Origin of the sequence: Neisseria sp. Dent CA1/247, assembly GCF_022870825.1 — a bacterium.
Lineage (GTDB): Bacteria > Pseudomonadota > Gammaproteobacteria > Burkholderiales > Neisseriaceae > Neisseria > Neisseria zoodegmatis.
Map to the genome: position 1 here is coordinate 1283964 of NZ_CP091522.1, position 20666 is coordinate 1304629.

The following is a 20666-nucleotide window of genomic DNA, read 5'->3' on the forward strand; positions in this document are numbered from 1 at the left end:
AGGCCGTCTGAAAAAATGTTGCGGTGTCGGGGGGTATGGCGAACTGCGGTAAGGCCGGGCGGTTCACGCTAAAGTTTCGGCCCGTACGGTTTGTATTCGGTCAAACACAGTTCCGCGGCGGTTGCGCCGGACTGCACGGCGGCTTCCAGCGTGGCGGGGTAGCGCGGATGCAGGTAGTCGCCGGCGGGGTAGATGCGGCGGTGGTGCAGCCATGCCAAATCGGGCGGGGTGCGGCCGGCCGTTGCTGCGGCGGTGGCGCGTTTTTCGGTAATCACTTGCGCGGCAAGCGGTTCGCCCAGATAAGGGCAAAGCGTTTTCAAATCGGCATCTACGCGCGCAATCCATTCTTCGTTTTTCAGACGGCCTAAATGATCGGAAACGCTGATCACGGCGGCGGTTTCATTGGCGGGCAAGCCCAGCGCGGCACGATGGACGAACCATTGTGCGGTGCCTTCGACCAAGCCGGTGAGCGGCGCGGGCAGGTACACGGTTTCGGCGTAGCGCAGATAAACGGTGGTGATGGCATGGTAGGTGATGCCTTCAAAGGCCGTCTGAATATCGGCGGGGGTTTCAGACGGCATCAAGGCGGCGGCGTGGTAGGGCGCAACAGCCAAAACAGCGGCATCAAACGCTTCGCCGTTCACGCACACGCGGCCGTCGGGCAGGTTGGAAAGCTGCGTTACGCGCGTTTCCATACGGATGTCTGCTTTGTGTTTGGCTAAGAATTGCAGGGAAGGTTCGGCGATGATGCGGCCTAAATCCTGTTTGGGCAGCAGGTAGTCGCTGCCGGCTTTGTCTGCCCACACGCCGTCTTGCAAAACATTACACAGCGTTTTCAAACCGGCGGATTCGAGCGGCGTGTTCAGTGCGCCCCACACCAGCGGTTGCCAGAATTGCGCGACGGCTTTACGTTGGACGTTGCGGCTGCGCAGCCATTCGGCAACGGTGATGTCGGGTAGGGGAAGCGGTGAGCGGTGCCGCTGTTGCAGCGCGTGCATGTCGTTGAGCAGTTTGATTTTTTCGCCGAAACCGATGTTCTTGGCTTTAAGCAATCCCACAACGATATGCAGCGGCGAAGGCAAAGAGGCCGTTTGAAACCGGAGGCCGTCTGAAATATGCCATTGCAGCGGCATGCGCAGGAAGGCTTGGTGTTCATCGACACCGATCTGCTTCATCAGCGCAAGCACGCCGTGATAGGCACCGAGCAGGATGTGTTGGCCGTTGTCGAGAAAGCTGAAACCGCTGCTGTCGGCATTCAGCGTGCGCGCACGGCCGCCGGCACTGCGGCTTGCTTCAAACAGCGTCAGGTCGGCACGCGGAGCAAGCTGTACGGCGGCAGACAAGCCTGCCCAGCCTGCGCCGATAACAGCGATTTTTGGGCGTGGGTTTTGCGGTTTCATGGGTTAAATCCGAACAGCCATGTTTTCAGGGCAATGCGTTTTTTGCGCGGCGAAGGAATGGCGATTTTGTATTTCAATACGTTTTCGGCACCGTCGGCAGCGATTTCGTTCAATAAAGCATAGTAAATGCTGCCCATTACCAAGCCGACTTTTTGGGCTTTTTTGTCTTCAGACGGCAGCAGCACCACGGCCTTGCGGTAGGTATCGCGGGCGCGGTTGATTTGGAAATTCATGAGCGCGGCAAATTCGGGAGTGGGCGTGCGCTGCATCAGCACTTGCGCGGGCACGTTGAAACGCTGCAATTCTTCGGTGGGCAGGTAAATACGGCCGTTGCGTGCGTCTTCGCCCACGTCGCGGATGATATTGGTGAGTTGCAAGGCCAAACCGAGCGTTTCGGCGTATTGCAAAGTTTCAGGCCGTCTGAAACCGAGAATGCGGGCAATCAGCCGCCCGACCACGCCCGCCACGCGGTAGCAGTAAAGTTTCAGGTCTTCAAACCGTCCGTAGCGCGCCTGCTCCAAATCCATCTGCATGCCGTTGATGATGTCTTCCAGCTCTTCCTGCGGCAGGCCGAAATCGGCGGCAACGGTTTTCAAGGCAAGGCAGACGGGGTGTTCCGGCGTTTCGCTACCGAACACTTTGGCCAGATCGACCCGCCACCAGTTGAGCGTGGTTTGCGCAACGTGCCGGTCAGAGCAATCGTCCACCACATCGTCCAGCTCGCGGCAGAAGGCATACAGCACGGTCATGGCATCGCGTTTCGGTTGCGGCAGAAAACGAAAACCCGCCAAAAAGCTGGATTTGCTTTCGGCGGCTTTTTGACGGCAGTATTCGAGCGGCAGCACGGCGGTTCCTGAATGGTTTTTATCGGATACGGATTGTAGCGGGAAACAGGGGGGATAACAATTCGAGGCCGTCTGAAAGCGTTTCAGACGGCCTCTTCTCGATTTATTTCAATTCGTTTAGATAAGTATCGCTGTCGTCTATTCCCAATTCAATCCACATCGGCAGGTGGTCGCTCATACGGTAGGTGCGCCAGTCTTTAAAACTGCGGCCGGGTCTGATTTCGCGCTCTCGGGCGTAGGCGGCCTCGTCTTCCAAGCGGTAAACGTGTTCGAAGAAGTCGAATACGCCTGCGCGTCCGGTGGGCTTGAGTTTGGCAAGCTGTTTGTAGTAGGCGATTTGGTCGTAGTGGCGGTCTTTGGCGACGTTGGAGCCGGGGATGGTTTTGAGTTCTTCGGGAACGACGAATCCGGCTTCGGTAATCGCCTGCATGGTGACGTCGCTGCGGTTGAAGATGTTGAAGTCGCCGAGCATGATGAGGTTGTCGGGCTTCACTTCTGCACCGGGCCGGTATTGCGGTGCGCCGGAGAGTTTGGCGGCGTGTTTGGCGATGGTGCGGCTGAACGATTTGATTTCGTCGAATCGGCGCGGATCGACGGCCACGCCTTTGCCGTAGTAGATGTGTACGGTGGCGAGGGTAAGGTAGGCCCAGCCTGCTTTGAAGCCTGCCACATAGGGTGAACGGGCGAGCTGCAAGGGTTCCTGTTCAGCGTTTTTGTCTTTGGGTAGTACGAGTTCGGCGGCCAAACCGGTGAAGCTGACTTTGCGGCGGTCATAGAGATAGGCCATGCGCTCGGAGTTGCCGGACGTGCCTAGGGTTACGTCGGTAACGAGAAACTGCCAGTTGTCGCCGAGCAGCCGTTGCAGGTGTTGCAGCGGGTAGAGGCCGTCGCGCACTTCTTGGATGGCAATAAGGTCGAAATGGTTGAGGATTTCGGCAATGTAGTAATAGGCTTCTTCGCTGCGGTAGCCGTATTTGCCGGAATCGAACTCGCGGATGTTCCATGTGGCAAGCAGCAGAGTGTCGGAGACGGTGCGTGTGGGAATCTGCTCGGCCAAGGCTTTGCGCAGACGTTGCAGGCCTTCGATGGTGCGGTGGCGGGCGGTAAGGTCGTGAATGCGTTTGAGTCCGGCATAGTAGGTCATGGCAGTTTCCTGACGATAGATATAAATGTGTAGTAAACAGTCTAAATCAAAATAAGCCGGTTTTGTTTAAAAAAACTATACTATTCTGATGTTAAGCAATTAATTTTTATCATGGTTTGTTTTAAGTGCGCAGTTGTATCGTTTTCCTATTGATAAAAACCGACACTTTGAATAAAAAATAGTGAATTATTTTGTATAAGATAATATAATGTCATGCAAAATTAACTTTTTGATAGAAGCTTATAATACATTAACGAAAAATACCGATAATATACTTCTATCTGTTTGAATTAATGAATGTTACAAGAGAAAATTTAACATGACAGCCTTGTCTGATTTTATCCGGCCGGATATCCAATCGTTAACAGCATATCAAGTTGCTGATCTGCCGGAAGGCTTTATCAAGCTGGATGCAATGGAAAGCCCTTATCATCCTTTTGCCGGTTCCGATGCGTTGCTTAATGAATGGCTGTCGCTGATTAAAAACGCCCCTATCCATCTTTATCCCAATCCCGCCACCAGCGGTTTGCAGGAAGCTTTGCGCAACGCTTTTCATATTCCCGGCGAAGCCAAAATTGCTTTAGGTAACGGTTCTGACGAGTTGATTCAGCTGTTGACCATGCTGGTAGCAAAGAAGGGCGCGTCGGTATTGGCTCCCGAACCAAGCTTTGTGATGTATAAGCACAATGCAGCACTTTACGGCATGAATTATGTAGGCGTTGCGCTGAATGAAGATTTCACGCTTAATCTTCCCGCTATGTTGGACGCCATCGAGCAGCATAACCCCGCTTTAACCTTTATTGCTTACCCCAATAACCCTGCGGGTGTGTGCTTTAAACGTGAAGAAGTGGAGCAGATTATCGCTGCGGCCCAAGGCATTGTCGTGGTAGACGAAGCTTACGGCGCGTTCAGCGGCGACAGTTTCCTGCCGCAAGCGGGTAGCGTAGAAAATCTTGTGGTGATGCGTACCATCAGCAAAATCGGCTTTGCCGGCTTGCGCATCGGCTATGCTTCGGGGTCTGCCGCCGTGATGGACGAGTTGGCCAAAATCGTACCGCCTTACAACATGAACCAGCTGAGCTTGGCTACGGCGAAATTTGCCTTACGCCATGCGGAACAAATCAACCGTATCACGGCCCAATTAAAACAAGAGCGGGAACGCATGTTTGCAGAGCTTTCAAAGTTTGGCCGTCTGAAAGCATTTCCCAGCGATGCCAACTTTATTACCGTTCGTGTTCCCGATGCGGCAATGCTTTATGAAACATTAAAGCAAAATAAAATTTTAATTAAAAAACTGCATGGCGTTCATCCGCTGCTAGACCAATGCGTGCGCATTACCATAGGCGCGCCGGAACAAAACGAAGCCGTATTGGCGGTTATGCATAAACTTTATGCCTAATTTTCAGACGGCATCATTATTGAAATAAATCTAAATTTATTATTGAAAGCTAACCACATCTATTTGAGAGATACTTATGAATAAGACACAACTTCACTTACAAAACTTACAGTTTTTAATTAAAGAAGCAGGTTCCATGGCCGAGCTGGCAAGACGTTGCGGTTATGATAACTCTGCATCTTTGTCGCAAATCAAACGCCGTTTGGAGCAGCAAAGCGATGATGAAAACGGCAGAGGTATCCGCCCCTCGTTGCTGGCCAAGCTGGAAAACGGCATGGGCAAGCGCAAAGGCTGGATGAACCGCGAGCATGATCCTGAAATGGAACAACGTAAAAAAGCAGAAGCCGCAGCACGTTTGGAAGAAAGCAAGGCCGAAGCAGCGGCAAATGTACACGCTTTAGCGCCAGTATTGGATTTTGAGCAAGCTGAAGGCCGCGTTGCTATTGTGAGCCGCAATACTTACGAAACGCAGATTACAGTTGCCATTAACCTCGACGGCACAGGCAAGAGCCGCCTCGACACAGGTGTGCCGTTCCTCAACCACATGCTTGAGCAAATCGCCCGCCACGGCATAATTGATATGGACATTACCTGCAAAGGCGACGTACATATCGACGACCACCATTCGGTAGAAGATATCGGTATTACTTTAGGGCAGGCATTGAAAAAGGCATTGGGCGATAAAGCAGGTGTGCGCCGTTATGGTCATGCCTATGTGCCGCTGGACGAAGCTTTGAGCCGCGTTGTGATTGACTTGTCAGGCCGCCCGGGCTTGGTTTACAACGTTGAATTTACCCGCGCTTGGATTGGCAAGTTTGATGTGGATTTGTTCAGTGAGTTCTTCACCGGCTTGATCAACCACAGCATGATTACCCTGCACATTGATAATCTGAGCGGCAAAAACGCCCACCATCAGGCGGAAACCATATTCAAAGCATTCGGCCGCGCTTTGCGTATGGCGGTAGAGTTTGACGAACGCATGGCAGGTCAAACGCCTTCTACCAAAGGTACGCTCACAGCTTGATAAGCTGATTTCATGTTGAAAAGTTCAAATCCCTCAAGTGCTTGCAAAAGCGCTTGAGGGATTTTGATTTCTTGTTGAGGCCGTCTGAAAACGAGCTTGGCGAGTTTCGCTAAAGCGAGCAATGAGAGCTTCGCCAAAACCCGCTAGCGGTTTTCGCCAAAACGAGCTTTGCAAGTTTCGGCTAAAACAAACCCATGCAACTGCGAAAAACAATGTGTCACATCAAATGATGGCCGAATCTTGCTACCGCATACTTTGTGCTAGAATTACCCGAACCCAATAAAACAATACGGCAGGCAATTTTTCGAGGGTCGCCGCGTTGTTCGGTAAGTCATTATCTTTAACCGTTACCACGGCTGGTTATTATGCACTCTATTCAAGAATACGTTCGACAAACCGCATCTTCCGCCAAACAAGCTTTTTATGAGCTGGCAGAAGCTTCTACCGCACAAAAAAATTCAGCGCTTTTGCGTTTGGCAGAATTATTGAAGCACCATCAAGACGCCATTATTGCCGCCAATGCCCAAGATATGGCACAAGCCGAGGCAAAAGGCTTGGATTCCGCATTGCTAGACCGTTTGAAGCTTGGCCCTCAAACAATAGAGAGCATGTGCGAAGGTTTGCGCCAGATTGCCGCTTTGCCCGACCCGGTGGGAGAAATGGATGAATTCCGCATCCGCCCAAACGGCTTGCAAATAGGCAAAATGCGTGTGCCTTTAGGTGTGATCGGCATTATTTACGAGTCTCGCCCCAATGTTACCGTTGATGCCGCGGCGCTGTGTTTGAAATCAGGCAATGCTTGCGTATTGCGCGGAGGTAGCGAAGCTTTCAACAGCAATATGGCGATTGCCAAGTTGATTTCTCAGGCCTTGTCGGAGAATGACTTGCCGGTAGCAGCGGTGCGCTTTATCGAAAATACCGATAGAGAAAGCGTCGGCGCCATGTTGCAGATTCCCGGCTTGATTGACGTTATCATTCCCCGAGGCGGTAAATCATTGGTGGCGCGCATCAGCGCAGAGGCTAGGGTGCCGGTTATCAAACACCTAGACGGCATTTGCCATGTTTACATTGATCAAGCAGCCGATACGCAAAAAGCCGTGGACATTGCCGTGAATGCCAAAACTTCCCGCTACGGCACATGTAATACGATGGAAACCTTGCTCGTGCACGAAGCGCGCGCCGCTGAAATTCTGCCGCTGCTGGCAGAACAATATGCTCAAAAAGGTGTGGAATTACGCGGTTGCGGGCGCACTTTGGCCTTGTTGCCAAACATTAAAGCAGCCACAGACGAAGATTGGGACACCGAATACCTCGCGCCCATTTTATCGGTAAAAATCGTTAATGATATGGCCGAAGCAGTTGCACACATCAATACGCACGGCAGCCATCACACCGACAGCATCGTAACCGAGTCTTATACCGATGCCCAACGCTTCTTGCGTATGGTGGACAGCGCCAGCGTCATGATCAATGCCAGTACCCGTTTCGCAGACGGCTTCGAATATGGCTTGGGCGCTGAAATCGGTATTTCTACCGACAAAATCCACGTACGCGGCCCCGTCGGCCTGTATGGTTTGACCAGTCAGAAATGGGTGGTGTTGGGTAACGGGCAGGTTCGTACATAAAACCTGAAACCTGTATTAATGATTGCACAGAGGCCGTCTGAAATTTCAGACGGCCTCTTGGTTTTTTTACAGAATCATATCTGTTGGTTAACAACTTTCAAGTCGTTACACGATTTCCGCTTTGGTAATCACAACCGCATCCACCGGCACATCATCGTGATAGCCGTGGCGCTTGGTTTTTACATTTTCAATAGCGTCCACCACATCGGTACCTTCTACCACTTTGCCGAATACGGCGTAGCCCCAGCCGTGCAGGCTTGGTTCGGTGTGGTTCAGGAACGTATTGTCTTTCGTATTGATGAAAAACTGCGAAGAAGCAGAGTGGGGCGCTTGCGTGCGGGCCATGGCGATGGTGTATTTGTCGTTTTTCAAGCCGTTTTGGGCTTCGTTTTGAATCGGATCGCGGCCTTCTTTTTCATTCATGTTTTCGTCCATGCCGCCGCCTTGAATCATGAAGCCTTTGATAACGCGGTGGAAAATCAGGCCGTCGTAAAAACCGTCTTTAACATATTGCTCGAAGTTAGCCGCAGTTACCGGAGCTTTTTCGTGGTCGAGTTCGATACCGATAACGCCGAAATTGGTGTGTAATTTAATCATGGTTAATCCTTTCTGATAGATAACGGTAGAGGCCGTCTGAACCGTTCAGACGGCCTTACAGATGTGTTTAATGTTGGCGGTCGAGCCAGCGTTCTGCGTCCAAAGCCGCTTGGCAACCGGAGGCCGCGCTGGTAATGGCTTGGCGGTAAGTGTGGTCTTTCACGTCGCCGGCAGCCCACACGCCTTCGATATTGGTTGCACCCACATTATCGGCGCTGCCGCCTTTGGTGATGAGATAACCGGTTTCATCCATATCGAGTTGGCCTTTGAAAATGTCGGTGTTGGGTTTGTGGCCGATGGCAATGAAAACGCCTTTTACTTCAATCTCTTCGGTGCTGCCGTCGTTGTATTTCAAACGTGCGCCGCTTACGCCCATATCGTCGCCGGTAATATCATCCAAAACCGCGTTCAGTTTCAGAATGATTTTGCCTTCTTCTACGCGCTGCATCAATTTATCCACCATGATTTTTTCAGCGCGGAAAGTGTCGCGGCGGTGAATCAAGGTAACGGTGTTGGCAATATTGGATAAATATAGGGCTTCTTCTACGGCTGTATTACCGCCGCCGACAACGGCAACATCTTGTTGTTTATAAAAGAATCCGTCGCACGTTGCGCATGCGGAAACGCCTTTTCCGGCAAATTTTTCTTCAAACGGCATACCGAGATATTTGGCCGATGCGCCTGTGGCTACAATCAAAGCGTCGCAAGTGTATTCGCCCATATCGCCGGTAAGCGTGAAAGGGCGTTTTTTCAAATCGACGGTGTGGATGTGGTCGAAAATAATTTCGGTACCGAAACGCTCGGCGTGTGCCAAAAAGCGGGCCATCAATTCAGGACCTTGCACGCCGTCGGGATCAGCAGGCCAGTTATCGACTTCGGTCGTCGTCATCAGCTGGCCGCCTTGAGCCATGCCGGTGATGATTACAGGTTGCAGATTGGCGCGGGCGGCGTACACCGCAGCCGTGTATCCAGCGGGGCCGGAGCCTAAAATAATCAGTTTATGGTGCTTACTCATGGAGTTTCCTTGAGAAAATATGTATTGAAACAGCTTGTTTTCCTATATTTTTATCATGTAAACATGAATAAAAGAGTAGGGGCGGACTAATTGCTCAGGCCGTCTGAAAACCATGCTTAAAGTTTTCAGACGGCCTCTATATGGTTAGCGGCGACGGAACCCACCGCTTCTGCGCGCGGGCGCACGGTGATTGGGTTGCGCTTTGTTGGTTTGACGGTAGTTGGGCTGCGCAGCTTTGTTTTGTGCAGGAACCGTTTTCGTGTTCAACTGCTGGCTGGTACGCTGTTGAGCCTGTGCCGACTGGTAATAATTCGCTTGAGCACGGCGCACGGCAGGGGTATCCGCGCGGGCTTTTTGGAACTTATTCGCCAAAGCATTGCCGATAAACGCACCGGCTGCCGCGCCTACCAAACTTTGAAGCAGCCAGCTGCCGCTGGTTTGGTCGTAAATGTATTGTTGGCCGTCGGTGCCGGTAACCGGTTCGCCGTTGTTGCCGTTAGCCAAAAATTCGGCAGGAATCGTGTCTTTTACCGCGCTGGCAGTCAACTCATAAACCGTATTGTCTTGTTGGGCATTTTGTTGGCTCAACTGCTGTTGTAAAGCCTCGATCTGCTTTTGCTGTTGCTCCAATTTCGCTTGCGTATCGTCTTTACAGGCGGTCAAAGCAAAAGCCGAAGTAATAGTTAGGATAATGATTTTTTTCATTCTTTTTCCGTTTTAAAAGAAACAGGGGAAAGCAGTATGCTCGGATTGATAATATAGGGTAGGGTAGGATTTATTCAAGGCCGTCTGAAACATTTGCTGCTAAAATAGCGAAAACCTATTTTCATCATCCTCACTTTCAATGAAACATCCAGCCCCGCAAGAAATCCGTCTCAATCATCACCGCGACGTATTGACCTTAGTTTATCAAGGCATCGAAAAAGCACTTCCTGCCGAATATTTGCGCGTATATTCGCCCAGTGCCGAAGTGAGAGGGCATGCTCCGGGGCAAGCAATACTGCAAACCGGCAAAGCAGATGTTTTGATTACCGATTTATATCCCGCCGGTCATTATGCTTTGAAAATCACTTTTTCAGACGGCCACGACAGCGGCCTCTACGACTGGGATTATTTATATAAATTGGCACACGAATACGATACAATGTGGGCCGAATACTTACACCAAATCGAGAAGCAGGGTGCTTCGCGCCAAGCCTAAACTACTTACCGCACCTAAGAATTCCCGATCCGATTTTCCTGAAAAGAAAGCCACAACATGAGCGACAACAAAACCCATTTCGGCTACCAAACCGTTAACGAAAGCGAAAAAGCCGGCAAAGTAGCCGAGGTTTTCCATTCCGTAGCCAAAAATTACGACATTATGAACGACGTCATGTCCGGCGGATTACACCGCGTTTGGAAGCACTTTACCATCAACACCGCACGCTTGAAAAAAGGCGATAAAGTTTTAGACATTGCCGGAGGCACAGGTGATTTGTCGCGCGGTTGGGCAAAAAGAGTAGGGCAAGAGGGCGAAGTATGGCTCACCGACATCAACTCATCCATGCTTTCAGTAGGCCGTGACCGCTTGCTCAATGAAGGTATCATTCTTCCCGTATCGTTGGCAGATGCCGAAAAACTGCCTTTCCCGGATAATTATTTCAACTTGGTATCCGTAGCTTTCGGCCTGCGCAACATGACGCACAAAGAAGCCGCTCTTAAAGAAATGTATCGCGTATTAAAACCCGGCGGCACTTTATTGGTATTGGAATTTTCCAAAGTATTCAAACCATTAGAGCCGGCTTACGATTTGTATTCTTTTAAACTTTTGCCGCTGATGGGTAAAGTTATTGCAAAAGACGCAGACAGCTATCAATACCTGGCAGAATCCATCCGCATGCACCCTGATCAAGAAACGCTTAAACAAATGATGTTGGATGCAGGATTTGATAATGTCGATTATCACAATATGACTGCAGGAGTGGTGGCGCTGCATAAGGGTATTAAATACTAAGCAGCAGCGTTAAATGATAAATAAGCAAGATTGCTGATGTTTCGTATTTATTACCGGAAAGCAATCTTGTTTGTTTTTGACATCTATAATTTAACATAATTCATATTATGGGAAATAGCATATGCTAACGCCTGTATCGCTTTTTTCTCCAGCCGTGTCGGTATCCGTTGGCCGTTGCCGCTATGCTCATGCGTGCGCCTATCGTCTTAACTAAGGCATCAAAGTAAACATCTTTAACCAAGTCTTTTTCGTGTGCCTTTGCCGCCGGATAAGCTAGCGCAGCAAGGATTTCAATCGGGTCGATTTCCAGCGTTTGCGCGATTATCAGGCATTCGGCAAAGCTCAATTTCAGACGGCCTTTACGGATTTGGCTGATGCGGCTGCTGCTGGTTTGCCATTTTTGTGCAAGTTTGTAGTCGGTGCTTATGCTAGCCATTTTTTTGTACATATCCAGCCATTGATTTTGTGATTGCATAATAAAAACAACCGCTTATAAAACAATAAGCGGTTATTTTATGCGTGCGCCCTATTTCGGGCAATATTGTACATTTGCTAAGTACTTTAATTGGTAAATGTGATGTCTATGTAATTTAATTCAGGTACGGTATCGTATCCTAATTTTGCAGGTATGAATTGGGCACTTCCTACGGCTTTTAGGGCTTCTCTATCCAAGCATTCATAACCACTTGTTCTTGCCAGTTTTACGCTTTCAGGTCTGCCGTATCGCGTTATTGTTGCCTCAACTTTTACAACTCCGGATATTCCGCATCGATTTGGTATGGATATTTCATGTTCTAGTTTTGATGGTGTGAATCGATTTCTGCGTGCTTCTTCCTCTCTTTGCGCCCTTCTTTGCGCTTTTTTTAATGCTTTTTCAGTATCTTGTTCTATTTTCTTTGCAGTTTCTTCTAACTCTTTTGCTATTTGCTCTGCTTCTGCCCTATCTCTGTATGAGCTATAAGCCAAATAAGCACATGAAATTGCAATTATGCTTCCTATTACCAGTATTGCAGGGCTAGTTTGTGATTGATTTTTGTAGCTTTCATTATTCTCCGTGTAACGTGGTTTTGTTGCCCATATGATAAATAAAGCAACTCCAGTTCCAATAATGCTTATTGGAACTGCAAGTGAGAGAAATGTCCCCATTTAATTTCCCCTTTTTATGATTCTGATTTTTTAGCTTATTTATTTTTAATAGTTACATTACCATTTTCATCAACTATTGCCCTTTCAAGTGCTTCATTAAGCAGCGTGTGAGCGAGTTCACTGTCTTTAAGCGGCTGCTTGCCGTGTTGAACAAGCTTTTTATTAATATCTATTGCTAGTTTTCTAAGCATCTCTCCTTGGGCTTCTTTAATTCTCAAAGTTTGCATACGTCATTTTTCCTTTCTGTTTTTTGATTTTCCGCAACATTAGATATTGTTACAAGTAACTTGTTCTTGACGTTACATGTATCAATGTATATATTGGTTAAAAAATGTTACATGTATCTATGTAACTTAATTTTTATTTCTGTGTTGTAAAAAAGTAAATATGAAAAATTTCCAGCTTGTTGAAAATTGTCAAAGCTCTTCGGCTCCGCTCAATCGGGCGCAAACTATGAGTACCGATGAACGTGCTGCCGATATGGCGCCCCCCTTATCTAACAGGGGGGGAGCAGAAACGGAAGCGGTCGTAAGCGTGGATCAGGAAGCGTTTGAAAAATACACTCACTTTCTGACCGATTCAAAAGGCCGTTTGTTGGAAATACCGCTAAGACGCGGTAAAGCCAATTCGGCTTTTATCGACCAAATCAGCTTTTCAATTCACGAAGACACCTTTTCACTACTGGCCGGTTATCCGCTCGTTTCAGATGATGAGTTCGTTATCCGTGCATCAATGGAGCTACATCAGATTTTCGGCTTCGGCATTACCGAAAAAGCCAAACATTCGGGCGGTCGTTTTTATGTGTTAAATATCGTGCAAAACTGAGCCAGGGAAACGGGGAGTTGTGCTCCAAAAGTGAGCCACTCTCCGTTTGTTATAAACTGCTCCGCTCTATCACACAGCGGAGCCCAACCTGGATGTTATGCATGGAAACCATCGCAAAAGTGCACCGGCTTTTTCACCGACAGAAACTCTCACAACGTGAAATCGCCAAACAACTCAAACTCTCCCGCAATACAGTCGCCAAATATCTGCAGCACGCCACAGTCGAACCCCCCGTCTACCGCAGAGAACAAACCCATTACCCCAAGCTCGGTCCTTTTCTTGACGTGTTGACCCAACAGTTGCTCCAAGAAGCCCGGCTGCCCAAACAGCAACACCTTTCTGCCCGTCGACATTTCGAACGCCTCAAAGATGCCGGTTATGCCGGACAGTACAGTGCCGTTGCCGTATTTATCCGCAAATTCCGCCAACAGCACCAACCCAAGCCGGTTCCGGTCTTTATGGCTCAGGCTTTTGCTCCGGGTGATGCTTATCAGTTTGACTGGAGTATCGAAACCGTTTGTTTGGCCGGACAGACCGTTAAGGTAAATATCGCTCATTTCCGCTTATGCCACAGCAGGGCTTTTTTCGTTTGTGCTTATCCCAATCAGAAAGCCGACATGTTGATGGATGCGCACAACCGCGCATTCGCTTTCTTCGGCGGCGTACCTGCCCGCGGTATCTACGACAATATGAAGACCGCCGTTACCCGCATCGGCAAAGGCAAGGAGAGAGAGTTTAACGCACAGTTTTTACAGATGATGACCCACTTTCTCATTGAACCGGTTGCCTGTACCCCGGCCTCCGGCTGGGAGAAAGGCCAGGTCGAGCGGCAGATACGCCACCTGCGCGAAAGATTGTTCAAGCCGACTTTGGCTTTTGATTCCTTTACCTCTCTCAACGACTACCTGCAACAGCAATGCCTGCGGCTGATGCGGCAGCACAAACATCCCGAATACAGGCAGCCGGTTAACGACATATGGGAAAGGGAGAAGCATTCGTTGGCTGCTTTCCGTCCCTATCCGGCAGAACGTTTGGAGATACTCAAAGTCAGCAACCAATCTTTGGTTACCGTCGAACGCCACCGTTACAGCGTACCGGTCGAATGGGCGGGCAATACGGTTAGGGTTTATATCGGCGCACAGACTGTCCGCTTTTGTAGCGATACCGACTGCATTGCCGAACATCCGCGCAGCTTTGTGAAAGACGGCATCAGCTATAACCCTTGGCATTTTTTGCCCTATCTGCAAAAGAAACCCGGAGCGTTAAGAGACGGCAGGGCTTTTATCGGCTGGGTACTGCCGCCCGTCATAGAGCGTCTGAAAGCCTGTTTGCTTAAGCAGCCCAAAGGAGACCGGGTAATGGTCAAACTGCTGAACCTGATGGCCGAATACGATGCCGACTTGGCATTGACGGCAGCGGAATTGGCATTGGACGAAGGTATGCCGACTCCGGAGGCAGTCTTGAACATCATCAACCGTCTGAAAGAACCGCCTCCACCCCGTTTCCATATTAGGGACATCCCGCTTACCGTCCCGCCGTCAGTTGATTGCAGCCGTTATGACCGCTTACTGAGTCTGTCGGGCAAACAAACGGATACGATGAAGGAGAAGCATCATGCAGCATGAACGTCTGGCCGGACTGTTGAAAGAATTGAAACTCGGTGCGATGGCGGAGCAGTGGGATGAAATCGTAGTGGACGGCATCCGTCGCAAACGGGGTACGCTGGATATTCTGGAGCGGTTGTTGACTGCCGAACATATAGCCAAAACCGCAAGGAGTATCCAAAACCGGATTAGCCAGGCAAGGTTTCCGCAACACCGCAGTTTGGCCGACTTCGATTTTGAGCAGAGTTTGATACACCGTCCGGCATTGGAACTGCTTTTGGGCGGGGACTATATCAGACAGAAGCGTAATGTGGTGTTGGTAGGCGGACCGGGTACGGGCAAAACGCATATTGCCACAGCATTGGGTATCGAAGCGGCGACACAAGGATTTAGGGTACGTTTTTGGAATGTACTGGACTTGGTCAACAAATTGGAAGCAGACAAAGACGAAGGCCGTCTGAAACTGACCGAGCAGCAATGTCGGTACGATTTGTTGATTCTTGATGAGTTGGGGTATCTGCCGTTTAGTCAGAAAGGCGGTGCGCTGCTGTTTCATCTGATGAGCCAACTGCATGAAAGGACGAGTGTTGTCATGACAACCAATTTGGCCTTTAGCGAATGGGTGAAACTGTTTATGGATGAAAAGATGACGGGTGCTTTACTGGACCGCCTGACTTATTGCTGTGATATTTTTGAGACGGGCAATGATTCTTACCGGATGAAACACCGCTCATAGGGTGGCTCAATTTTAGACCACAACTGTGGCTCAGTTTTGGAATGGAATTGACATATTGGAACTGCAAGTGAGAGAAATGTCCCCATTTAATTTCCCCTTTTTATGATTCTGATTTTTTAGCTTATTTATTTTTAATAGTTACATTACCATTTTCATCAACTATTGCCCTTTCAAGTGCTTCATTAAGCAGCGTGTGAGCGAGTTCACTGTCTTTAAGCGGCTGCTTGCCGTGTTGAACAAGCTTTTTATTAATATCTATTGCTAGTTTTCTAAGCATCTCTCCTTGGGCTTCTTTAATTCTCAAAGTTTGCATACGTCATTTTTCCTTTCTGTTTTTTGATTTTCCGCAACATTAGATATTGTTACAAGTAACTTGTTCTTGACGTTACATGTATCAATGTATATATTGGTTAAAAAATGTTACATGTATCTATGTAACTTAATTTTTATTTCTGTGTTGTAAAAAAGTAAATATGAAAAATTTCCAGCTTGTTGAAAATTGTCAAAGCTCTTCGGCTCCGCTCAATCGGGCGCAAACTATGAGTACCGATGAACGTGCTGCCGATATGGCGCCCCCCTTATCTAACAGGGGGGGAGCAGAAACGGAAGCGGTCGTAAGCGTGGATCAGGAAGCGTTTGAAAAATACACTCACTTTCTGACCGATTCAAAAGGCCGTTTGTTGGAAATACCGCTAAGACGCGGTAAAGCCAATTCGGCTTTTATCGACCAAATCAGCTTTTCAATTCACGAAGACACCTTTTCACTACTGGCCGGTTATCCGCTCGTTTCAGATGATGAGTTCGTTATCCGTGCATCAATGGAGCTACATCAGATTTTCGGCTTCGGCATTACCGAAAAAGCCAAACATTCGGGCGGTCGTTTTTATGATTCATGCTGGTTGATGGGTACGGATAACGCCCAATACGGCCGCGTCCACTTCGGCGGCCAAAATAACACTATGCTCGTTGAACTCACGGCTACCGGCTGTAATGCAGCCGATGACGGCTGGGAATCCCGTTTATACCAATTCATTTTAAAAGCCGTCCGCCCGAAGATTACCCGTATCGACATAGCCAAAGACTTTTTCAACGGGGAATACACGCCCGAACAGGCAAAAGCCGACCGTTTTGCAGGCAAATTTACCAATCATCACATGATGCCATCTGGAGAAGCGGTCGGCACAGATTGGGAAGATGTGGCCAAACCCCAAAACAAAGGCAAAACCTACTATGTAGGCTCCCGCGAATCGTCCAAATACGTCCGCGTTTACGAAAAAGGCAAACAGCTTGGCGATAAAGAAAGTAACTGGGTGCGCTTTGAAATCGAATTCAAAGCCAAAGACATCGTAATCCCGTTTGAAGTGCTGACCGCCCCGGGCGAATACTTCGGCGGTGCATACCCCATCTGTTCGCAATTCCAAGAGAAAGCCCAACGCATTGAAACCGTTAAAAAAGTGCTTGATTTGACTTTTGAACGGTGCATCGAAGTAGCTAAAAACCAAGTTGGCCGCGCGATTAATGCAGCCATATCCATGTTTCCGAACAAAAACGATTCGGAAATATTGGCCATGTTCAAACCCGCCCATGACCTACTGCCCAAACGTCTGAGCATGGAAAACTATTCGGCCAAATTCAACATTGCCCCCGCCATTCACGAGCGGGAAAACGATATACCCGTTTTAGGCGAATCTACTCAAATGCTGCTTGAATTGGAACTCGAGAAAAAACGCAAGCTGACCAAGATGATTGATGACAAGCGCAATGAAGATTATCTCAATTGGGCATATAGCCGGTATGCACATCAGTTTTAAAAGGCAAAACGCTACCGCCTGAAAGTGCAGCGTATTTAATTAAGGAAAAACATCATGCAAATGCAAATTCAAGGCCAAATCATGGGCGTAAAACGTTTTAACGGCCAAATAGACGGCAAAACATTCGATTACTGCCGCGTTATCGTCGCCACCCCCTTGGATGCCAGCCAAGGTAACGCCTTAGGCAGTTCGGCCACAGAATACGATTTCGGCGGCTCGGCCAATTTCGAACAGTTTAAAAGCGCGTCGTTTCCCTTTGATGCCGTTTTGAATGTCGAGCTCGTTACCAACGGCAAAAGCCAGAAACTCAAAATCATCGGCTTTCAGCCCAAAACCCAACATAAAGGCTAAACCATGACGATAACCCGCGTTTATGTAGTGCAGTCACGGGAAACGGGGGATTTCCTATACCCGTCTGATACGGGTGATGTGGGTCATACGCCGTATATCAACCAAGCGGGCTATTTCTTCGATAGAAACGAAGCCATAGAAACCGCGCTGGAAGAAATAGGCGGTAACTTTATAGTCTTTGGTTTCCTGACTGAAATGTAATTTTTAAGGGCTTGGCGCTTGCCTTTGAAAGCGTCTTAATCACTTTTTTAAAGGAAATAATCATGAAAATCATGAATATTGGTCGTAAATACGGTTCTAAAGCCGCTGTCGTTTTTGCTGCTCCTTTTGCTCTCGCAGCTCAGGCTTGGGCTGCTTTGCCTGACGGTGCTAAACAAGCCATTGAAGGTGCAAAAGCTGATGGCCTTGAAGCTGGTTGGCTTGTTGTTGGCGTTTTCGCTGCTTTATTTGTTATTGCCATTGTCAAGCGTCTGATTCGTTAATAAGGTGTTTTAAATGTACTACCAAGTCGGAAATAAGTGTCTTGAGCAAAGCCAAGCTGAGAATGTTTATTTTAGCTTGGTAGTACCTCAAATAAATCAGAATGGGGAAATTTTAAAACCTGAATATGATGGAAATACTTGGAAATTAAACGGCCTGATTTTGAAAGCATCTTTGCCTGAGTGCAATCCTGTTGACAATCTTAAAAGTGGCCTTGAAATCGGTTGGATTTTATTTGGTGTTATGGCTTCCGTTTATTTTGTGGGCATTTTAAAAAAGGTATTTTCATGATGGATTTTTATTATTTTTTAGGTCTGTCAATTCCGGTTTTTATTGGCTTTTTGCTGTTTAAAAATTAAATGGGGTATTGAATGAAAAGAACGGTTTTATTGGCAGCTTTAACGACTGCTTTTTTTTCGCCTGCCGTATATGCTAAATCGGCAGGTGGTTTTACGTTTACTGAAATTCGCGGTTCTGAAGGCAAAACTGAGGGCTGCGGTCGTGGCAGTAATGGAAACATCTACTGCGTAAAGCAATCATGGTGTGTTCCTTTTACCGATATTTGCGTTTGGAAATATGCCGATTCAAACGGCAAAAAAGCGCAAAATCTTAGAACGAAAACAAAAGAAGATGGAAGTTTTAAAGTTGTTGATGTTGGCGGCAAGAAGCCTGAAAAATCAGAAAAATCAATGGTTCTTGATGATGTTTCAATATCGGGAATTAGTAAGGCAGAATGGGAAAGGTTGGAAAAAGAAGAAAACGATTTTGCGCGGCTGGTTCGTGAAATTCAGGTCAAAAAGGCCGAACAGGAAAAGAAACGCAAGCTTGAAGAACAAGGTTCAGGCGGTGGAAGCTCGGGCGGTGGAAGCTCAGGCGGTGGCAGCTCAGGCGGTGGCAGTTCAGGCGGTGGAAGCTCGGGCGGTGGAAGCTCGGGCGGTGGAAGCTCAGGCGGTGGCAGCTCAGGCGGTGGCAGTTCAGGCGGTGGAAGCTCGGGCGGTGGAAGCTCAGGCGGTGGCAGCTCAGGCGGTGGCAGTTCAGGCGGTGGCAGCTCGGGCGGTGGAAGCTCGGGCGGTGGAAGCTCGGGCGGTGGAAGCTCGGGCGGTGGAAGCTCGGGCGGTGGAAGCTCGGGTGGTTCTGAACGTCATAGGAAAGGCCATGTTTTTCAATATTCTTTAACTGGTGATACTGGATATGGTGAAGTGCCTTTTTTAAACAAAAGTGGCTATACCGATAAATATTGCAATCAGCTTTTTAATGGTTCTGCTAATCAGCAACTTATAAATAGTCTCGGTATTCCTGAGAATCTGCCTTCTACGTATAAAGGTAAGAAAACAAGATATACCCTCTATTGTTCTTATGTTGTTGGCGGTGAAAAAGATATTTATGACAAAACCGATCCAGATGATGCTCAATGCCAATCCACAAAATTTTTAAAACAGGATACGGGCAAGGGTTCTTTTTCCGTAATCTGTACAAAAAAAGCATCTGATATTTCTTCTGCGGTAGGCCCTAGCGTTTCGTCTACGGGCAGTTCTGATAGTGCTGGCGGTTCGGGCGGTGGCAAGCCGTCCTCAAGCTCTCAAGGCGGGCAGTCCGGTTCGGGCAATCTTGGCGGCCAATCTAGCGGTCAATCTAGCGGCCAATCTAGCGGCCAATCTAGCGGCCAATCTAGCGGCCAATCTAGTGGTCAATCTAGTGGTCAATCTAGCGGTCAAGGTAACGGTGCTCAGGTGGTTGGCAACGGTTCGGGCGATTCTCAAGGTTCGGGAGATGGAAACGGGCAAGGAAAAGGCAAAGGCGATTCTAAAGGCGATGATAACGACAAAAAGCCTGAGCAAGACGATGATCAGGATTTGTCGGGAATCGAAAAGCTGATTTTGGGCGTTATCAATGCTATTGAAGAGATGAATGAAAATGTATCAAGCAAGATTGATGAATTAAAAGATAGGATTGATGCTTTGTCCGCTGATAAAGAAGGCGGGGGCGGTAGCGGCAATGAGCCTGCGAATGACGGTGCCGCCTCCGCCGATCATGGGCAGGCTGATGGGCATAATACGGGAAAGGGAAAAGACGGCAAAGACGGCGATTCTAAATCTCAGTTGGAGGGCGTCGAAGATGGCTTTTTTGATGATATTTCAATACCTACAAAAGAAGTTGGTGATGGTTCAGGTTGGTCGCCTGATGGTTTTCTTCCCTCTAGTGGTATTTGTCCGCCTTCAAAAGTTTTTCATGTCGCTGGTCGTGCGGTTGAGTTTAGTTATGAGCCGTTGTGTAGATTCATGCAAGAAGTTCGTTTTGCTGTTCTGCTCGGATTTATCGTCATGTCTGCTTCTATCGTTTTTGGTACGTTGAGGGATTAAAAATGCCGTTTTTTTTAGCTCCGTTGGTTCCGCTTTTTGCGGTTCTTTTAAAAATGCTGATTGTCCGTCTGATTGTTGCTTTCGGTCTGACAATTATTTCTTTTGTCGGTTATGTTGCTGCCCTTTCTAAGTTTAAATCTTATGTCGAAGATGCCATAAGACAAATGCCGGCCGATATTCTTAATTTACTTTTAATTGGCGGTTTTGGTGAAGGCATCGGTTATCTTTTTGGTGCTTTCTCGTTTTGGGTTTCTATGAAAGCTTTAAATAAGTTGGCTTTTTTGCCGGGCCAGTCATAGGGGATTTAT

25 protein-coding genes are annotated in these 20666 nt (G+C 48.3%); 15 read left to right on the forward strand and 10 right to left on the reverse strand.

From position 1 onward, the window contains the following. Positions 1-68: 68 nt before the first annotated feature. The 3 genes from hpnE to LVJ85_RS06405 all read right to left on the reverse strand — a co-directional run bounded on the left by hpnE (position 69) and on the right by LVJ85_RS06405 (position 3389). Positions 69-1400 carry a hydroxysqualene dehydroxylase HpnE gene (hpnE, locus tag LVJ85_RS06395; RefSeq protein WP_244742693.1) on the reverse strand — a complete coding sequence of 444 codons (1332 nt, stop codon included), beginning with the start codon at positions 1398-1400 and terminating at the stop codon, positions 69-71. Then, positions 1397-2245, reverse strand: a complete 849-nt coding sequence (gene hpnD, locus LVJ85_RS06400) for a presqualene diphosphate synthase HpnD (RefSeq protein ID WP_244742697.1) — start codon at positions 2243-2245, stop codon at positions 1397-1399. Before hpnD ends, hpnE begins: the two co-directional genes overlap by 4 nt. Before the next feature lie 103 nt (positions 2246-2348). Next, positions 2349-3389, reverse strand: coding sequence for an endonuclease/exonuclease/phosphatase family protein (locus LVJ85_RS06405; protein WP_244742700.1), 1041 nt, complete (start codon positions 3387-3389; stop codon positions 2349-2351). A gap of 319 nt (positions 3390-3708) precedes the next feature. Here LVJ85_RS06405 and hisC point away from each other — a divergent pair, with 319 nt between their 5' ends. The 3 genes from hisC (at position 3709) to LVJ85_RS06420 (ending at position 7437) form a co-directional block, all read left to right on the forward strand. Then, positions 3709-4788: a histidinol-phosphate transaminase gene (gene hisC / locus LVJ85_RS06410; RefSeq protein ID WP_244742703.1), complete on the forward strand. Its 1080-nt coding sequence runs from the start codon at positions 3709-3711 to the stop codon at positions 4786-4788. Positions 4789-4864: 76 nt separating this feature from the next. After that, positions 4865-5812, forward strand: a complete 948-nt coding sequence (gene hisB, locus LVJ85_RS06415) for an imidazoleglycerol-phosphate dehydratase HisB (protein ID WP_244742706.1) — start codon at positions 4865-4867, stop codon at positions 5810-5812. Between the two features lie 365 nt (positions 5813-6177). Beyond that, entirely contained in the window at positions 6178-7437 is a 1260-nt protein-coding gene (locus LVJ85_RS06420; RefSeq protein ID WP_244742709.1) for a glutamate-5-semialdehyde dehydrogenase, read from the forward strand. Positions 7438-7542: 105 nt separating this feature from the next. Here LVJ85_RS06420 and LVJ85_RS06425 read toward each other — a convergent pair whose 3' ends face one another. From LVJ85_RS06425 to LVJ85_RS06435, 3 genes are all read right to left on the reverse strand, one after another. After that, entirely contained in the window at positions 7543-8034 is a 492-nt protein-coding gene (locus tag LVJ85_RS06425; protein WP_115133423.1) for a peptidylprolyl isomerase, read from the reverse strand. Positions 8035-8101: 67 nt separating this feature from the next. Next, the gene (gene trxB, locus LVJ85_RS06430) at positions 8102-9049 is read right to left on the reverse strand and encodes a thioredoxin-disulfide reductase (protein WP_244742713.1); all 948 of its coding nucleotides are present in this window, start codon (positions 9047-9049) and stop codon (positions 8102-8104) included. Between the two features lie 144 nt (positions 9050-9193). Then, complete coding sequence (locus LVJ85_RS06435) at positions 9194-9754, reverse strand: hypothetical protein (protein ID WP_244742716.1); 561 nt, start codon at positions 9752-9754, stop codon at positions 9194-9196. A 139-nt stretch (positions 9755-9893) separates the two neighbouring features. Between LVJ85_RS06435 and LVJ85_RS06440 the strand changes: the two genes are divergently transcribed. Together LVJ85_RS06440 and ubiE are read left to right on the forward strand one after the other, a co-directional pair. Next, positions 9894-10250, forward strand: coding sequence for a gamma-butyrobetaine hydroxylase-like domain-containing protein (locus LVJ85_RS06440; protein ID WP_244742720.1), 357 nt, complete (start codon positions 9894-9896; stop codon positions 10248-10250). 57 nt (positions 10251-10307) lie between these two features. Beyond that, entirely contained in the window at positions 10308-11045 is a 738-nt protein-coding gene (gene ubiE, locus LVJ85_RS06445; protein WP_085362643.1) for a bifunctional demethylmenaquinone methyltransferase/2-methoxy-6-polyprenyl-1,4-benzoquinol methylase UbiE, read from the forward strand. Between the two features lie 124 nt (positions 11046-11169). Here ubiE and LVJ85_RS06450 read toward each other — a convergent pair whose 3' ends face one another. From LVJ85_RS06450 to LVJ85_RS06460, 3 genes are all read right to left on the reverse strand, one after another. Beyond that, positions 11170-11481 carry a hypothetical protein gene (locus LVJ85_RS06450; protein ID WP_244742724.1) on the reverse strand — a complete coding sequence of 104 codons (312 nt, stop codon included), beginning with the start codon at positions 11479-11481 and terminating at the stop codon, positions 11170-11172. 125 nt (positions 11482-11606) lie between these two features. After that, complete coding sequence (locus tag LVJ85_RS06455) at positions 11607-12191, reverse strand: TonB family protein (protein ID WP_244742727.1); 585 nt, start codon at positions 12189-12191, stop codon at positions 11607-11609. A gap of 35 nt (positions 12192-12226) precedes the next feature. Next, positions 12227-12418, reverse strand: a complete 192-nt coding sequence (locus LVJ85_RS06460; RefSeq protein WP_244742730.1) for a hypothetical protein — start codon at positions 12416-12418, stop codon at positions 12227-12229. Between the two features lie 226 nt (positions 12419-12644). Here LVJ85_RS06460 and LVJ85_RS06465 point away from each other — a divergent pair, with 226 nt between their 5' ends. From LVJ85_RS06465 to istB, 3 genes are all read left to right on the forward strand, one after another. Continuing rightward, the gene (locus tag LVJ85_RS06465; RefSeq protein WP_244742733.1) at positions 12645-13016 is read left to right on the forward strand and encodes a hypothetical protein; all 372 of its coding nucleotides are present in this window, start codon (positions 12645-12647) and stop codon (positions 13014-13016) included. Positions 13017-13108: 92 nt separating this feature from the next. After that, positions 13109-14641, forward strand: a complete 1533-nt coding sequence (istA, locus tag LVJ85_RS06470; protein ID WP_182073206.1) for an IS21 family transposase — start codon at positions 13109-13111, stop codon at positions 14639-14641. Continuing rightward, positions 14628-15356 (forward strand): IS21-like element helper ATPase IstB, encoded by a 729-nt coding sequence (istB, locus tag LVJ85_RS06475; RefSeq protein ID WP_370686940.1) that lies wholly within the window; start codon positions 14628-14630, stop codon positions 15354-15356. Before istA ends, istB begins: the two co-directional genes overlap by 14 nt. A gap of 121 nt (positions 15357-15477) precedes the next feature. On the opposite strand, the gene LVJ85_RS06480 is transcribed toward istB, so the two are convergent. Continuing rightward, positions 15478-15669 carry a hypothetical protein gene (locus tag LVJ85_RS06480; protein WP_244742730.1) on the reverse strand — a complete coding sequence of 64 codons (192 nt, stop codon included), beginning with the start codon at positions 15667-15669 and terminating at the stop codon, positions 15478-15480. Positions 15670-15895: 226 nt separating this feature from the next. Here LVJ85_RS06480 and LVJ85_RS06485 point away from each other — a divergent pair, with 226 nt between their 5' ends. From LVJ85_RS06485 to LVJ85_RS06515, 7 genes are all read left to right on the forward strand, one after another. Continuing rightward, positions 15896-17167 carry a replication initiation factor domain-containing protein gene (locus tag LVJ85_RS06485; RefSeq protein ID WP_244742735.1) on the forward strand — a complete coding sequence of 424 codons (1272 nt, stop codon included), beginning with the start codon at positions 15896-15898 and terminating at the stop codon, positions 17165-17167. 54 nt (positions 17168-17221) lie between these two features. Next, complete coding sequence (locus tag LVJ85_RS06490) at positions 17222-17518, forward strand: hypothetical protein (protein ID WP_244742738.1); 297 nt, start codon at positions 17222-17224, stop codon at positions 17516-17518. 3 nt (positions 17519-17521) lie between these two features. After that, positions 17522-17719: a hypothetical protein gene (locus LVJ85_RS06495; protein WP_370686939.1), complete on the forward strand. Its 198-nt coding sequence runs from the start codon at positions 17522-17524 to the stop codon at positions 17717-17719. A 62-nt stretch (positions 17720-17781) separates the two neighbouring features. Then, complete coding sequence (locus LVJ85_RS06500; protein ID WP_244742742.1) at positions 17782-18000, forward strand: major capsid protein; 219 nt, start codon at positions 17782-17784, stop codon at positions 17998-18000. A gap of 13 nt (positions 18001-18013) precedes the next feature. Next, positions 18014-18289, forward strand: coding sequence for a hypothetical protein (locus tag LVJ85_RS06505; RefSeq protein WP_244742745.1), 276 nt, complete (start codon positions 18014-18016; stop codon positions 18287-18289). Positions 18290-18369: 80 nt separating this feature from the next. Continuing rightward, positions 18370-20358, forward strand: coding sequence for an IgG-binding virulence factor TspB family protein (locus LVJ85_RS06510; RefSeq protein WP_244742749.1), 1989 nt, complete (start codon positions 18370-18372; stop codon positions 20356-20358). 2 nt (positions 20359-20360) lie between these two features. Further along, positions 20361-20657 (forward strand): DUF2523 domain-containing protein, encoded by a 297-nt coding sequence (locus tag LVJ85_RS06515; RefSeq protein WP_244742752.1) that lies wholly within the window; start codon positions 20361-20363, stop codon positions 20655-20657. Positions 20658-20666: the final 9 nt, after the last annotated feature.